This is a genomic window from Streptomyces sp. NPDC054842 (genome assembly GCF_053611025.1).
Genome location: NZ_JBSGZN010000001.1, coordinates 1 through 15,097 on the forward strand (window position 1 = coordinate 1; position 15,097 = coordinate 15,097).

13 protein-coding genes are annotated in these 15,097 nt (G+C 74.9%); 6 read left to right on the plus strand and 7 right to left on the minus strand.

The genetic code is table 11. The features are described from left to right. Positions 1-275: 275 nt before the first annotated feature. Positions 276-1,586 (plus strand): glycosyltransferase 87 family protein, encoded by a 1,311-nt coding sequence (locus ACWGIS_RS00005; RefSeq protein WP_453360106.1) that lies wholly within the window; start codon positions 276-278, stop codon positions 1,584-1,586. Next, positions 1,519-1,914, plus strand: coding sequence for a hypothetical protein (locus tag ACWGIS_RS00010; protein ID WP_453360107.1), 396 nt, complete (start codon positions 1,519-1,521; stop codon positions 1,912-1,914). The genes ACWGIS_RS00005 and ACWGIS_RS00010 overlap by 68 nt, the downstream gene beginning before the upstream one ends. Before the next feature lie 6 nt (positions 1,915-1,920). Here ACWGIS_RS00010 and ACWGIS_RS00015 read toward each other — a convergent pair whose 3' ends face one another. Both ACWGIS_RS00015 and ACWGIS_RS00020 read right to left on the minus strand, forming a co-directional pair. Then, positions 1,921-3,564, minus strand: coding sequence for a DNA repair helicase XPB (locus tag ACWGIS_RS00015; protein ID WP_453360108.1), 1,644 nt, complete (start codon positions 3,562-3,564; stop codon positions 1,921-1,923). 92 nt (positions 3,565-3,656) lie between these two features. Next, positions 3,657-6,251, minus strand: a complete 2,595-nt coding sequence (locus ACWGIS_RS00020) for a helicase-associated domain-containing protein (protein ID WP_453360109.1) — start codon at positions 6,249-6,251, stop codon at positions 3,657-3,659. Positions 6,252-6,567: 316 nt separating this feature from the next. Between ACWGIS_RS00020 and ACWGIS_RS00025 the strand changes: the two genes are divergently transcribed. Both ACWGIS_RS00025 and ACWGIS_RS00030 read left to right on the plus strand, forming a co-directional pair. Then, positions 6,568-7,593 carry a hypothetical protein gene (locus ACWGIS_RS00025; protein ID WP_453360110.1) on the plus strand — a complete coding sequence of 342 codons (1,026 nt, stop codon included), beginning with the start codon at positions 6,568-6,570 and terminating at the stop codon, positions 7,591-7,593. Between the two features lie 154 nt (positions 7,594-7,747). After that, positions 7,748-8,374: an HAD family hydrolase gene (locus ACWGIS_RS00030; protein WP_453360111.1), complete on the plus strand. Its 627-nt coding sequence runs from the start codon at positions 7,748-7,750 to the stop codon at positions 8,372-8,374. A gap of 261 nt (positions 8,375-8,635) precedes the next feature. Here ACWGIS_RS00030 and ACWGIS_RS00035 read toward each other — a convergent pair whose 3' ends face one another. After that, positions 8,636-8,896 (minus strand): hypothetical protein, encoded by a 261-nt coding sequence (locus ACWGIS_RS00035; protein WP_453360112.1) that lies wholly within the window; start codon positions 8,894-8,896, stop codon positions 8,636-8,638. A gap of 195 nt (positions 8,897-9,091) precedes the next feature. Here ACWGIS_RS00035 and ACWGIS_RS00040 point away from each other — a divergent pair, with 195 nt between their 5' ends. Beyond that, the gene (locus ACWGIS_RS00040) at positions 9,092-9,475 is read left to right on the plus strand and encodes a cold-shock protein (RefSeq protein WP_121402260.1); all 384 of its coding nucleotides are present in this window, start codon (positions 9,092-9,094) and stop codon (positions 9,473-9,475) included. 62 nt (positions 9,476-9,537) lie between these two features. On the opposite strand, the gene ACWGIS_RS00045 is transcribed toward ACWGIS_RS00040, so the two are convergent. From ACWGIS_RS00045 to ACWGIS_RS00060, 4 genes are all read right to left on the minus strand, one after another. Continuing rightward, a complete protein-coding gene (locus tag ACWGIS_RS00045) occupies positions 9,538-10,401 on the minus strand; it encodes a 1,4-dihydroxy-6-naphthoate synthase (protein ID WP_453360113.1) in 864 nt (287 codons plus the stop codon). Beyond that, entirely contained in the window at positions 10,385-11,176 is a 792-nt protein-coding gene (locus ACWGIS_RS00050) for a futalosine hydrolase (protein ID WP_453360114.1), read from the minus strand. Before ACWGIS_RS00050 ends, ACWGIS_RS00045 begins: the two co-directional genes overlap by 17 nt. Continuing rightward, entirely contained in the window at positions 11,146-11,622 is a 477-nt protein-coding gene (locus tag ACWGIS_RS00055) for a DUF2771 domain-containing protein (RefSeq protein WP_453360115.1), read from the minus strand. Before ACWGIS_RS00055 ends, ACWGIS_RS00050 begins: the two co-directional genes overlap by 31 nt. Before the next feature lie 328 nt (positions 11,623-11,950). Then, positions 11,951-13,375: an MFS transporter gene (locus tag ACWGIS_RS00060; protein WP_453360116.1), complete on the minus strand. Its 1,425-nt coding sequence runs from the start codon at positions 13,373-13,375 to the stop codon at positions 11,951-11,953. A 399-nt stretch (positions 13,376-13,774) separates the two neighbouring features. Here ACWGIS_RS00060 and ACWGIS_RS00065 point away from each other — a divergent pair, with 399 nt between their 5' ends. Further along, positions 13,775-14,698 carry a DUF3027 domain-containing protein gene (locus tag ACWGIS_RS00065; protein ID WP_453360117.1) on the plus strand — a complete coding sequence of 308 codons (924 nt, stop codon included), beginning with the start codon at positions 13,775-13,777 and terminating at the stop codon, positions 14,696-14,698. Positions 14,699-15,097 lie beyond the last annotated feature (399 nt).

Genomic DNA, 15,097 nt, shown 5'->3' on the forward strand with positions numbered 1-15,097 from the left:
CTCCCGCCCGCCCGGACCGCAGGGAACGACGGCCCGCAGCCGCCCTCGCACGGGAGGGGCCGTGCCGGTACATCAGATGGCCGTCGGGTACGGGACCTACGCAACCGAGGAACGCTGGTAGCAGAGGCCGACACCAACTACCGACGGCCGGATGTACCGGCACGGCCCCGACCCATCACCGGCGGAAAGCGCCCGACGCCCACACGCACCCGCCCGCCCGAAGCCCGGCCGCGTCGGCGTACCGGCCCGGCCCGCGCGGACACTAGGGTCCCCGGGTGATCCGACGGAACGTGACCCTCCGCGCACTGGGCGCGAACCCCGCCGTGGCGGGCACGCTGCTCGCCCTGTCCCTCACCGCCTTCGTCGCGCTGTGCGTCCTCCAGCGCGCGCCCATGGCGGACGCCTTCGTCTACCGGGCGGAGGGCGCGGCCGTCGTCACCGGCGGCGACCTGTACGCCTTCACGGTCACCGAGTGGCGGCTGCCCGCCACGTACCCCCCGTTCGCGGCGCTCCTGTTCGTGCCCGCGGCCTGGCTTTCGCCGCTCGCCCTCAAGGCGGCCTTCCTCGCCGGTAACACCGCGCTGCTCGCCCTCCTCGTCCGGCTCTCCCGCCGCTTCGCCGGACTGCCCGCGAGCACCCCCGCGGTGTGCACGGCCACCGCCCTCGCCCTGTGGCTCGAACCCGTCTTCCAGACCGTGCTGTTCGGCCAGATCAACCTGGCGCTCGCCTGCCTCGTCCTGTGGGACCTGTGCCGCCCGCCGGGCGCCCCGGGCCGGGGGATCGCCGTGGGTGTCGCGGCCGGGATCAAACTGACCCCCCTCCTCTTCGTGGCGTACCTGCTGTGCACCCGGCGCCCTCGACCACGGCCGGGGGCGCGGTCCAGGGACGGACTGACGGCGCTGACGTCCTTCGCGGGCACCGTCCTGCTCGGCGCGCTCGCGCTGCCCGCCGCGAGCGTCGACTTCTGGACCCGGCGCCTCTTCGACACCGACCGGGTCGGCAAGGTGTGGATCGTCGACAACCAGTCGCTTCAGGGGCTGCTCGCGCGGGCCCTGGGCGACCCCGCGCCGGGCACGGCCTGGGCGCTGGTGGCGGTACCGGCCGCCTGCGCCGGCCTGCGGCTCGCGTGCCGTGCCGCCGACGCCCGCGTCGGCGTGCTGCTCACGGCGGGCACCGCGCTGCTCGTGTCGCCGGTCAGCTGGTCCCACCACTGGGTGTGGTGCCTACCGCTGCTCGCGGTCCTGCTCGCCGACGGGCGCACCGTCCTCGCGGCGCTGACCGCCGCCGTGTTCACGGCGCGCACCCTGTGGCTGGTCCCGCACCGGGGCGACCTGGACCTGCACCTGCCGTGGTGGCAGCAGCTCCCGGCGTCCCCGTACCCCCTGCTGGCGGTCGGCCTCCTGGCGGCGGCGCACCGCCGCCGACGCCGGCCCCGCGCCCCGGTTGAGTACGCCGACCCGCGTCCCCTGAGTATCCGCACCGGTGTGCCGGTACCGCGCGGGACGATGCAATGCGGGCATGACGACACCGCACCTCGCGTCCCGGCCCACCGCACCGCGGCGGACGACCCCGCCCCCGGCGGATGAACCGCACCGCCGCGCCTGGATCGCGCCCGTCACGGCCTCCGTGCTCCTGCTGCTGCTCGGCCCGGCCGCGCTCGCCCTCGGCGGCCTCTCCTTCATGGCCACGGACAGCTGCGGCCCCGACCACTGCTCCCAGGCGCTCACGGACTCCCTGGCCGTGATCGGGTGGCTCCTCTACTTCGGCGGCCCGATCACCAGCGTGTTCCTGATCGCGTCGTGGGCGCTGCCCTGGAAGCGGCGCTGGGCGGGCACCCGGGCCTGGGCCGCCTGCGGCGCCCTGCTGCCGCCGGTGACGGTGCTGTTCCTGGTGTTCACCCTGCCCGCGCCCTGACCGGCGTCAGCTGTCCGCGAGCAGCTCGTCCGCGTCCACGATCCGGTACGCGTACCCCTGCTCCGCCAGGAACCGCTGGCGGTGCGCCGCGAAGTCCTGGTCGATGGTGTCGCGGGCCACGACCGAGTAGAAGTGGGCCTGGTGGCCGTCGGCCTTCGGCCGCAGGACACGGCCGAGGCGCTGCGCCTCCTCCTGCCGCGACCCGAAGGTGCCCGACACCTGGATGGCGACCGTGGCCTCCGGCAGGTCGATCGAGAAGTTCGCGACCTTCGACACCACCAGGACGCTGATCTCGCCCTGCCGGAACGACTCGAAGAGCTTCTCGCGCTGCGCGTTCGACGTCTCGCCCTTGATGACCGGGGCGTCCAGGTGCTCACCCAGCTCGTCGAGCTGGTCGATGTACTGGCCGATGACGAGGATCTGCTGCCCGGCGAACTTGCGCACCAGCGCCTCCGTGACCTTCCGCTTGGTCGCGGTGGTCGCGCAGAACCGGTACTTCTCCTCGGTCTCCGCGGTGGCGTAGGCGAGCCGCTCGGAGTCGGTCAGGTTGACCCGGACCTCCACGCAGTCGGCGGGCGCGATGTACCCCTGCGCCTCGATCTCCTTCCACGGCGCGTCGAACCGCTTCGGCCCGATCAGCGAGAAGACGTCCGACTCCCGGCCGTCCTCCCGGACCAGGGTGGCGGTCAGGCCGAGCCGGCGCCGCGCCTGGAGATCGGCGGTGAACTTGAAGACGGGCGCGGGCAGCAGGTGCACCTCGTCGTAGACGATGAGCCCCCAGTCCCGCGAGTCGAACAGCTCCAGGTGCGGATAGACACCCTTCCGCCGGGTCGTCAGCACCTGGTACGTCGCGATGGTGACCGGCCGGATCTCCTTGCGCGTACCGCTGTACTCGCCGATCTCCTCCTCCGTCAGCGACGTCCGCTTCACCAGCTCGTGCTTCCACTGCCGGGCCGAGACGGTGTTCGTGACGAGGATCAGCGTGGTCGCCTTGGCCTGCGCCATCGACCCGGCGCCCACCAGCGTCTTGCCCGCCCCGCAGGGCAGCACGACCACACCGGAGCCGCCGTGCCAGAAGTTCTCCACGGCCTGCTTCTGGTACGGGCGCAGCGCCCAGCCGTCCTCCGCCAGCTCGATCGGGTGCGCCTCGCCGTCGACGTACCCGGCGAGGTCCTCCGCCGGCCAGCCCAGCTTCAGCAGCGTCTGCTTGATCTGCCCGCGCTCCGACGGGTGCACGGCGACCGTGTCGGCGTCCAGACGGGCCCCGACCAGCGGCGCGACCCGCTTCGACCGCAGGATCTCCTCCAGCACCGGCCGGTCCGTCGTCGTCAGGACCAGCCCGTGCGCCGGGTGCTTGCTGAGGGTCAGCCGCCCGTAGCGGTCCATCGTCTCCGCGATGTCCACCAGCAGCGCGTGCGGCACCGGATAGCGGCTGTACTGCACGAGCGCGTCCACGACCTGCTCGGCGTCGTGGCCCGCCGCGCGCGCGTTCCACAGCCCCAGCGGCGTCAGCCGGTAGGTGTGGATGTGCTCCGGCGCCCGCTCCAGCTCCGCGAACGGGGCGATCGCCCGACGGCACTCGTCCGCCCGCTCGTGGTCGACCTCGAGGAGCAGGGTCTTGTCCGACTGGACGATGAGGGGTCCGTTCACGCGAGTGCCCTTTCCGGTCCCGGCCCGCATCCGAGGCGTGCGGCCAAACGTCCAGTGTGCCGTACCGGGCTCCGATCAGGTCGAGGCCGCCGTCAGGGCCGCTCGTCGGCCAGCTCCGCGACACCCGTGACCCGGTGCAGCGGATAGGTGCGCACCTCGTCCGCCGTGTGGTCGTACGCCGTCACGAAACCGCCCTCGACACGGACGGGGGCGATGACGCGCTGACTGGCGGCGCCCTCCGCGTTCACGTACCCGATCCACAGGCTCTCGCCGGTCAGGACCGCGGCCTGCATCGTGGCCAGGGTCTCGGCGGGGCTCGTGCGGGGCAGCTCACCGGCGGCGGCCGGGTCGGCGTCCGGAGCCGTCCTGCGGGGCGCGGTCGACGCCAGGTCACCGGCGCGGACGGCCCGGACCGCCGCACCCAGCAGGGTCGCGTCCGGCACCGGGGGACCCTCCGGGACCGGCTCGGGAGCCGACCGCGGCGGCGTCCGGCGGGCATGCGCGCGCGTGATCAGCACATCCCCCTCCGCCGATTCGGCCGCCGGCGCGAACCCCATCGCCCGCAGCCCCTCCAGCAGCGCCGCCGGTTCCGCCTGCGCCGCCAGCACGGTCGGCGCGAGCCGCCGCAGCCGCAGACCGGCCGAGCGCTTGTCGGCGAGGATCTCGTTCAGCATCGCGTCGTCGTCGCACCGCACGTACGCCGACGCCGCGCCGATCCGCAGATGGCCGTGGCGGCGCGCGACGTCGTCGATCAGATAGGCCAGCGGCTGCGGCACCGGCGTACGCGAGTGCTCGGCCAGGAACGCGTGCAGGTCCGACGCCGCCCGGCCCGCGTCCAGCGCCCGCCGCACGGACCCCGGCGTGAACCGGTACACCGTCGCGCCGCCCTTGGACTCGACGTCGGCCAGCACCCCCAGCATGTCGGCCAGCGGACGGCGCAGCGGCCCCGGCGCCACCGCCGTCAGGTCCGCCTGCAACAGCACGTGGTCCAGCGGCTCCGGCAGCAGCGGCGCCAGCAGCCGCGCCGCCCTTTCCGCGTCCGCGGCCCGCTCGGCCGGCGTACGCGACACCGGCACCCCGGCGCCCGCCGGACGGCGCCGGTGGACCGGCAGCCGGTCACCCGGGCCCGACGGCTCACCGTCCCCGGAGTCCCCGGTGCCGCCGGCGTCCCCGGACGGCAGTCCCAGCAGCGCCCGCCCGTGCGACGACAGCGCCCCCCGCCCGGTCACGCCCAGCGACTCGGCCTCCGACAGCGTCCACCGCGCCAGCCGGGTGCGCAGATCGTCGTCCGCCGCCGGCCGGGCACCCCGCAGCGGCCGCTCCCACCGCAGCCGGGCCAGCAGGGAGTCCGGATCGGGCGAGGCGCCCTCGGGCAGCGTGCCGACCAGGGCGAGGACGCGCTGCCGGACCTCGGGCGCCGCCGAGCGGTCCAGACCCGGGCCCAGCGCCGAGAGCGTCCGGTCCTTCGCGTCCCGCCCACCGACCAGTCCGGCCGTCCGGGTCGCCGCCAGCCACGCCGTCGCCAGCCGCGCCCAGCGCTCGGCCGCGGGCAGCTCCAGCCACTCGTCGTACGCCGGCGTGGCCGCGTACCGCTCGTCGGTGTCACCGTCCGAGGCCAGCAGCCCCGCCGCGTAAGCGAGTTCGACCCAGAAGGCCGCGACGGGCTCCGGCACGTCCAGCGCGACGGCCGTCCGCTTCAGGTCCCGCACGCTCAGACCGCCCGCGCGCAGCACGGCCGGGCCTCCCTCGTCCCAGTCCTTCAGCAGCTCCTCCACGGTCGCCAGCGCCGTGTACGCCTGCCCGGCGGCCGTCGCGTCCACCATCTCCGGACGGTGCGTCGCCGCGGGCCCGACCACCGGCGGCAACGGCTGCGTCTCACGGTGCGCGCGGCCCGCCCGCAGGTGCAGGGCGACCTCCCGGGGCAGGACGACCGTGCCGGGCGCCGTCGGCAGCAGCAGCCCGCGGTCCAGCAGCAACCGCAGCCGGGGCGCCGGGTCCGCGGTCACCTGTCCGTACGGCGGGCCCCACACCAGCCGGGACAGCACCTCCAGCGAGTCGGCCGGGACCTCGTCGAGCAGCGCCGACATCCGGCCGCGGTCCGTGAACAGCTCCGTCAGCGCCGCCACCGCCGACACGGAGTCGTGCGTCGTCGGCAGCCCGGCCGCCGTCACGATCTCCTGGATCCGGCCCGGCGACATGCCCGCCGCCGCCTCCGCGACCGTCGGCCCGAGCCCCGTCGGGGACGGATGCTGCGGGGACGGCGCCAGCAGCTCACGGGCGGTGCGGACCAGACGCAGACGGTCGTCGGGGCCCCACACCAGCGCCTGTTCCCGCAGCGTCCCCAGGGCCTGCGGGAGCGCCCCCGCGGTCACCGGGTCCCGGTCGTCGCCCGCCATCAGCCCGAGCAGGTCCTCGTACGCCGCCGGCTCCGGAGCCACCGCCAGGGCCTCCGCCGTCTGCAGCGCGAACCGGTCCAGCCGCTCCAGGGCACGCACGACCGAGGCACGCGTACCCGCCCGCGTCGCCAGCTGCGTGAGGTCGGTGGGCACCGGCGTGATCAGATCCGGGCGGGCGCGCAGCAGCGCGGACAGGGAGGCGTCGCTCCGCGCGCGGAGGGCCTCCGCCAGGGAGCGCGGCGCGTTCCCCGCGGGTGCGGACTCCGTCGTGGGCTGCTCCTCGGTGCTCATCCGGCCAACGGTAGCGGTTGCGCCCCCCGCCGCCCCGTCCCGTCTCGCCCCGGACGACGCCCCGAACCCGCCCACGGCACCCCGAAGCAGCCGTGACCGGGCAGCGAGTGGCGGCCCGGGCGCGTGCGCCGCGCCGCCGTGCCCGCGACGCGGGGACGGGCGCGCCACACGGCCAAGGGGGCCACTGGGAGGACGGGAACCGCCTCCTCCCGGCGGCGGATGGGCCGCCACGGGACGGGAACAGGCGGCCGGGGCGGCCCACCCGGTACCGTCGGGTGGGCGGGGAACACAACGCACGCGCCCCGGAGGGGACTTCGTGGGGATCGAGAGTGACCAGCTCGTCTTCGACTACCTGAGCCGGGTCGGGGACCTGGCCCAGCAGCGGCAACTGCCGTCCGCGACGCGGATGCGGCTGGTGTCCGAACTGCGCGGCGAGATCGACCGGCGCCGGGCCAAGGCGCCCGTCGACAGCCCGGCCTCCGTCCGCCGCATCCTGGCCCGCCTCGGCAGCCCGGACGAGGTCGTCGCCACCGCCGCCGGCACGACACCCGGGGCCGAACCGCCGCCGGACGGCCCCGAGACCCGCGCCGCCGTCCCCGTCCAGCGCACCCGCGACCGCCGCGACCGCCCGGCCGACGACCGCCCCCGGGGCCTGCGCCGCGCCGTCCCGCGCCCCCGCCCCGCGGAACCCGAACCCGCCCCGGAGCCCCGCGACATCCCGTCGCCGCCCCACCTCGCCGGCACCCACGAACTCGGCGACAGCGCCACCCAGCCGGACTGGTGGCGGGTGGACGCGCACACCTTCGGTCCCGGCGAGAGCGTGCCGGGATTCGTCGGCGGAGTCGAGATCCCCGAGATACTCAAGCCGCCGCCGCGCGAACCGGAGACCCCCGCCGGCGACAAGACCCCGGCCGTCCCCGCCCAGGCCCCCGCCCCGGCGACGGAGGAGACCGTGGAGGCCGCCCCCGCCCGCCGCCGACGGCTGCTGCCCCGGCTCGGCGGCGGCAGCCCGACCAACCCGCTGCTGCTGCTCGCCGCCGCCCTCCTCGTCGTCGGCGCCGCCCTCGGCAACTGGGTCGCCCTCGGCCTCGGCTGGCTCATCGCCTACACCTCGCGCCGGCTCACCCCCGCCGAGGCCAAGTGGGCGGCCCTGGTGCTCCCCGGGCTGGCCGCCACCGCCGGACTGGTCTGGCTGTGGGGCCGTACGGAGGGCCGCTGGGGCGACCCCGTCGCCGAGGGCCACCTCAGCGACGCGATGGCCGAGACCTGGCCCTGGGTCGTCCGCGGTGCCGCCGTCGCCTCGGCCCTCTACCTGGCCTGGCGCTCCCAGCGGCGCCGGTAGGCCCTGGACCGTGCCGTTCCGGCCGGACCGGCGTCACGGCGCCCGGCCGAGGCCGCCCGAGGCGCACCCTGCTCACGTCCGGCGCGGTCGCACGGCGGGACCCCCGGTCCACGCGTCGGACGTCCCGGCCGGCCGGTCCGGCCCGCTCGGCACAATGGCCCCCATGACTTCGCGCGCGCCGACCGTCGGCTTCGACCTCGACATGACCCTGATCGACTCCCGCCCCGGCATCCACGCCTGCTACCGGGCGCTCTCCGCGCGGACCGGGGCGTACATCGACTGCGACCTGGTCGTCACCCGGCTCGGACCACCGCTGGAGGACGAGCTCGCCAACTGGTTCCCGGCCGGACAGGTCGCCGCCGTGGCCGACCTCTACCGCGAGATGTACCCCGAACACGCCATCACCGGCTCCCTCGCGATGCCCGGCGCCCGGGAGGCGGTCGAGGCCGTGCGCTCGGCGGGCGGCCGTGCCGTCGTCGTCACCGCGAAGTGGGAGCCCAACGCCAAACTGCACCTGGAGCACCTGCGCATCGACGCCGACGCGGTGGTGGGCAACCTCTGGGCCGAGCAGAAGGCGGCCGCGCTGCGCGAACACGGCGCGAGCGTCTACGTCGGCGACCACACCGGCGACGTCCGGGGCGCCCGCCTGGCGGACGCGTACTCCGTGGCCGTCGCCACCGGCCCCTGCGACGCGGCGGAGTTGACCGCCGCGGGAGCGGACGTCGTCCTCGCGGACCTCACGCGGTTTCCGGCCTGGCTGAGGAGCCACACGGCAGGCTGATCCGGGCGGCACGGGCGACGTGTTCGCGCCGAGCGCCGCCGGCGGTCCGGGGCGCCCCCGCTAGGGCCTGTCCGACCATTCCCGTCTGCCTCGCAACGCCATGCACGCACTCTCGCCGCACCGGGCGCGGACCCGAGTACGTCCAGTACGAGGCTCTGCGCCCGGCACTCCCCCAGCCTCCGGCCGGGGGACCCCCCAGAGCACGCACCTGACGCCGCGAGGCCGCCCTCCGGGCGACGACGGGAAATGGTCAGACAGACCCTAGGAGCGCGAGGCGCGCGAGGCGCGCGCCCGGCGGCGGCCCGCCGCCAGCGACTGGAACACCCCGGCTCCGGCCAGCAGGAAGCCGACGCCCATCAGCATGCTCAGACCGAACATGTACGTCGGAAAGGGCGTCGTGCCGAGCAGCAGCGGGGCCACCGTGACCAGAGTGGCCACGGCGCCGACGAAGAAGACGACGGCACCGGCGCGGATCAGCCAGTCACCGGGCTCCGCGGAATTCGGTTGGGTTTTGTCACGCACTCCACCAGGGTAGTTCCCAGCCCGAAGGAACCATCCGGCGACGTCTTGTCACCGGCCCTCGGACCATTAGCCTTGGTACCGGCGGGTCCGACGACCCGCTGTAGTGCTATCCGGGGCAGTTTCCGGGCAGTTGCCCGCGCCGTTGTCCCGGTCCATTTCCGCGCAGTTCCCGACGAGTACGAGGACGAGGACAGAGTGCCAACGGGCAAGGTCAAGTGGTTCAACAGTGAGAAGGGCTTCGGCTTTCTCTCCCGCGACGACGGCGGCGACGTCTTCGTCCATTCCTCGGTCCTGCCCGCCGGAGTCGATGCTCTCAAGCCGGGTCAGCGGGTGGAGTTCGGCGTCGTCGCCGGCCAGCGCGGCGACCAGGCACTCTCGGTGACGATCCTGGACCCCACCCCCTCGGTCGCCGCGGCGCAGCGCCGCAAGCCCGACGAACTGGCCTCCATCGTCCAGGACCTGACGACCCTCCTGGAGAACATCACGCCGATGCTGGAGAAGGGCCGCTATCCCGACAAGGCCTCCGGTCACAAGATCGCCGGCCTGCTGCGGGCGGTCGCCGACCAGCTCGACGTCTGAACCTCCGCGGGCCGGACGGCCGGGGAGCCGCACGGCGCCCCGGCGGTCCCCCGCCGGCCGGCTCAGGGGAAGTTCAGCGCCTCCGGGCCGAGGGGCGGTACCAGTCCCTCGGCCGCCGCGCGGGTGAGCAGCCCGCGGACCGCGGCGTAGCCGTCCTCGCCCAGATCCGACGTGAACTCGTTGACGTACAGGCCGATGTGCTGGTCCGCGACGGCCGGGTCCATCTCCTGGGCGTGTTCCAGGACGTAGCCGCGGGAGGCCTCCGGGTCGTCCCAGGCGGCGCGGACCGAGGCGCGGGCCGACTCGGCGAGGCGCTTCAGCCGCTCCTCGCCCAGCGACCGCTTGGCGATGATCGCGCCCAGCGGGATGGGCAGGCCCGTGGTCCGCTCCCAGTGCTCGCCCATGTCGGCGAGCTTGTGCAGCCCGTAGTCGCCGTACGTGAACCGCGCCTCGTGGATGACGAGTCCCGCGTCGACCCGCCCGTCCCGTACGGCCGGCATGATCTCGTGGAACGGCATGACGACGACCTCGCCCACCCCGCCGGGCAGCGTGTCCGCCGCCCACAGCCGGAACAGCAGGTACGCCGTCGAGCGCTCGCTGGGCACGGCGACCGTGCGGCCGGTGAGGTCCGCCCCCGGCTCGCGGGTCAGCACCAGCGGGCCGCAGCCCCGTCCGAGCGCGCCGCCGCAGGGCAGCAGCGCGTACGTGTCGAGGACGTAGGGCAGCACGGCGTACGACACCTTCAGCACGTCGGACTCGCCGCGTTCGGCCATGCCGTTGGTGATGTCGATGTCCGCGAAGGTCACGTCGAGCGGCGGCGCGTCGGGGACGCGGCCGTGGGCCCAGGCGTCGAAGACGAACGTGTCGTTCGGGCACGGCGAGTACGCGATGCGGACGGGCGCGGCGGATTCAGTGGCTGCGGTCATGTCGGTTCCAACTCTCCAGTACGGGCGCGAGCTTCCCGAAGGCCTCCGTGAGCGCGGCGAGGGCGTCCCCGATGCGCCAGGCGGCGCGGTCGCGCGGGCCGACGGGATTGGAGACCGCGCGGATCTCCAGCACGGGCACGCCGTGCAGGGCGGCCGCCTCCGCGACGCCGAAGCCCTCCATCGCCTCGGCGAGGGCGCGGGGGTGGCGGGCGCGCAGCTCGGCGGCGCGGGCGGCCGTGCCGGTCACCGTCGAGACGGTCAGGACCGTTCCGAGGGCGGCTCCGGTGGCCGCGGCGAGGTCTCGTACGAGTGATTCCGGGGGGTGGTGGGTGACGGTCCCGAAGCCGAGGGCGGTGACGGGGACGAAGCCGTCCGCGGTGTCCGCGCCGAGGTCCGCGGCGGTGATCTCGTCGGCGACGACGAGCGAGCCGACGGGCGCGCCGGGCTGGAAGCCGCCGCCGATGCCCGCGGAGACGACCAGGTCGTACGGGGCTCCGCCGAGCGCGGCGGCGGTGAGCGCGGTGGCCGTGGCGGCGGCGGCGAGGGCGGGGCCGACGCCCGCGGCGAGCAGGTCGTGCCCCGGCGCCCGGCGCAGGGTCACCCCGGGGAGCGGGACGTCGTGCGGGGCCGTGTCCCGGCCCGGGGGTGCGAACGCCCGGGCCACCGCGTCCCGTTCGGCGGGAACCGCGGTGGCCACGAGGACACGCGTGCGAGCCGTGCCCGGGAGTTCTGCGGCGGACGTGATCAGGCGTCCTTCTTCAGCTTGAACGACCACAGGCCGGTCGCGGCCTTCTCGTCGCCCTGGCGGACGGAGATGAGCGTCGAGTCGCCGCTGGCGCCGTACTCCGCGTTGAAGAACACGCTGCCGGGGATCGTGCGGTACGTCTTCTTGCTGGAGTCGGTCAACGGGCGGCCGTTCATGAGGATCGTCCAGCCCTCGTCGGCGACGTCCGGGTCGACACCGAACCGGACGGTCTCGTCGGGGTCGACCTTGATGGACTTGATGTCCTTGGACTTCAGGCAGTCCGCCAGCTCGGAGGTCTTGAGGGCCTTGCCGTCGTCGTAGCAGTCGGTCTCGGAACTCACCGAGTTCTTGCCCACCGTGACGGTGGCCAGCGGCGTCGGCTTGTCACAGGCGGACAGGGCGAGAAGCCCGGCGGAAACGGCGCCGACAGCGGCGACGGCGCGACGGCGGCGCGCAGAGGAACGCAGGGAGGTCATGGCGGAAGGCTATCGGGCAGGTCCACCGGTCCCCCCACGTGGGGTGCGGCGTGCCGCGGGGTGCGGCCAGGCGGCGGTGCGGGCCTCTCCCGGGGGTGGCGGCGGAGCCGCCGGGTGGGGCGAGGGGCGGGGGCGGGCTGGTCGTGGGGTGCGGGGGGTGTTGGGGCCGGGGTGGTGACGGCGTACGGGGGTGTCGGGTTCGGGGTGGGCGTGGCGGGCGCGCGTTGCGGCCGGCGTGTCGGCGGTGGTGGGGCGTGGGTGGGGTGGGGCGTGGGTGGGGTGGGCCGGGCCGTCCTGTGCGGAGGCGCGTGAGTGTGGCGGCGTGGGGTCAGGAGAGGCCCTGGCGGGGGCCCGGGTGCCGGGCCGTGCGGAGCAGGCCCCGCACCGTGGTGAGCCAGCCGACGGCCACGATCGCGGCCGCCACGCTGAGGCCGAGGGTGCCGTTCAGCGGCAGCATGATCCCGATCGCCCCGCCGATCACCCACGCCACCTGGAGCAGCGTCTCGGAGCGCGCGAACGCCGACGTGCGGACCAGTTCCGGGACGTCCCGCTGGATCAGCGCGTCCAGGGACAGCTTCGCGAGTGCCTGCGCGAACCCGGCCACCGCGGCCAGACAGGCCACCAGGACCGCCCCGAAGAACACCGCCGCGGTGATCGCCGCCGCCAGCACGAACGCGACGACCGTCACGATGATGATCTCGGGGGCGCGTGATTTCAGCCAGGCCCCGACGGCCGTGCCCAGCGCGTTGCCGGCGCCCGCCGACACGCCCACGATGCCCAGCGAGACGGCCGCGCTCTCGCCGGTCAGCGGATGCTCGCGCAGCAGGAACGCCAGGAAGAAGATCAGGAACCCGGACAGGCAGCGCAGGGACGCGTTGGCGGCGAGCGCGTGCGTGACGGCCGTACCGACCGTGCGCAGCCCCGGGCGCCGGGCGCCCTTGCGCAGGTGCGGTCCGTGCAGGTGCTGCTCGTCCGCCGCCAGCAGCGCCTTGTCCTCGCCTCTCGCCGAGTCCACCTTGGGCGGCAGCGAGAACGACAGGAACATCCCCGCCATGAAGATCACGAAGGCTCCGTAGAGCGGCCATCGCGCCCCCACCGCCTGAAGGCCCGCCCCGATCGGCGCGGCGACACCGGTGGCGAGGAGCCCGCCCAGGGTGACCCGGGAGTTCGCCTTCACCAGCGAGAAGCCGGGTGGCAGGAGCCGTGGCACCACGGCGCTGCGCACCACGCCGTACGCCTTCGAGGAGACCAGCACCCCGAGCGCCGCCGGGTACAGCTCGATACCGCCCGTCACCACCGCGCCGGACAGCAGCAGCGCCAGCAGCGCCCGGGCCAGCATCGCGCCCGCCATCGCCGCCCGGCGCCCGTGCGGCAGCCGGTCCAGGAGCGGGCCGATCACCGGCGCGAGGAGCGTGAAGGGCGCCATCGTGATGGCGAGGTAGAGGGCGACGCGGCCGCGGGCCTCGTCCGTGGGGACCGAGAAGAACACCGTCGAGGCCAGCGCGACGGTGATCATGACGTCGCCGGCGCCGTTCACCGCGTGCAGTTCGATCAGCTTGCCGAGGCCCGACTCGCCCGCGCCGTGCGCGTGGGTCGCCTTGCGGATCCCCCGTGCCGTACCGGTCACCGGGAAGTGCAGGGCACGGCCGACCGCGCGGACGGAACCGCTCATCCGGCCCGATCCGCCACTTCGGATGCTGCCCCTGGAACCACCGGTACCGGTGGTGCCCTGGGGCGACCTCGCGGCTGCCACCCCGTCATAGTGCCCCGAGAACGGCGAAGGTAGTGCGGTTACCGCGCGTATGGGCCTGTACGGCGGTGTGCGGGTGGCTCCGTGCGGGGGTGAAATGCCGGGGATGTGCGGTGCGGGAGGGCGGGGGAGCGGGGCCCGGACGCGCGCCGGGGGCGGCCCGCGGCCAACCCGGCCGCACGCCGGTGTGGGCCCAGAGCCCAGGAGAAGGTAGCGTGCGTAGCGCGCCTGCGGCGGTTGTTCTCGGCCGCGCGCCTCTCGGCCATCCCGCAGAATGGATGGCGTAGGTGCGCCCGAGCGTGATCGGGCGCGGACGTCGACGCGGCCCTTCGGTCCGCTCCGTCCGCTCCCTCGCCGGGTACCGGCGCACCCGTGAGACGGCGTAGGAGAGAAGCGATACCTGTGAGCGCGACAACGCGAAGCCGCACCCCCGACCGTCTGTGCGCCGAGGCCGTGAGTCTCGCCCGTGCCGCCGCCGAGGAGGCCGCCGCACCCGGCGTCGTCGGTGAGCACGTGGGGCTGGTCTCCGAAGGGGACCGCGTTGTCACGCACTTCTTCGAGTGCAAGGACTTCGGCTACCGGGGCTGGCGCTGGGCCGTCACCGTCGCCCGGGCCTCCCGCGCCAAGGTCGTGACCCTCGACGAGACGGTGCTGCTGCCCGGGGCGGACGCGCTGCTCGCGCCCGAGTGGGTGCCGTGGAGCGAGCGCCTGCGGCCCGGGGACATGGGCCCCGGGGACCTCCTGCCGACCGAGGCCGACGATCTGCGTCTTGAGCCCGGGTTCTCCGGCGAGGACGAGCCGCTGCCGAACTCGGCCGTGTCGGACGAGATGGCCGAGCTGGTCGAGGCGGAGGACGCGGAGGTGACCGGCGGGGGGCCCGCGAGCCTGCCGGTGGCTCCCACCCGCGGTTCCATCGCCTCCGTGGCGGAGGAGCTGGGGCTGCGGCGGGCGCGGGTGCTGTCGCGCTACGGGCTGCACACCGCGGCGGACCGCTGGGAGGAGGCCTACGGGCCCAAGACCGCGATGGCGCAGGCGGCACCGGCGGCGTGCGTCAGCTGTGGCTTCCTGAACCGGGTCGGGGGCTCGCTCGGTCAGGCGTTCGGGGTGTGTGCCAATGAGTTCTCGCCGGCGGACGGGCGGGTCGTGTCGCTGGCGTACGGGTGCGGGGGGCACTCGGAGGCGGCGGTCATGCCGAAGCCGCCGCGGCCGGCTCCGCCGGTGATCGACGAGACGAGGGTGGACCCCTTCCCGCTGCGGCCCGCCCCGGACTCCGGGTCCGTCCCGGTAACGGAGGACGAGACCTCGGCGGAGCTGGGGCACTCGTAGGTTTCTGGCGGTGCGGTGCGCTGTGGTGCCTTGCGGTGCCCTAGACGCCTTGCGGGGTGCTGCGGGGGCGTGCGGTGCCTTTCGGGTGCGGCGGTGCCTTGCGGGGAACTGTGGTGCGCTTCGGTGGGCGTCGGGCGCTTTCCGCCGGTGGTGGGTCGGGGCCGTGCCGGTACATCCGGCCGTCGGTAGTTGTCGTCGGCCCTCGTCACCAGCCTCGGTTGCTTACCTCCCGTACCCGACGGCCATTTGATGTACCGGCACGGCCCCTTCCGCCGGATCGCGGCTGCGGGTCGTCTTCGCCCCGGTTACGGGTAAGCCGGCGGCGCCCGACCGGCTGTGGCCGTGCCTTCGTTCCGGCTGCGGGCTTGTGTGCGGGGACGTCCAGCTCCCTGGTGGTCC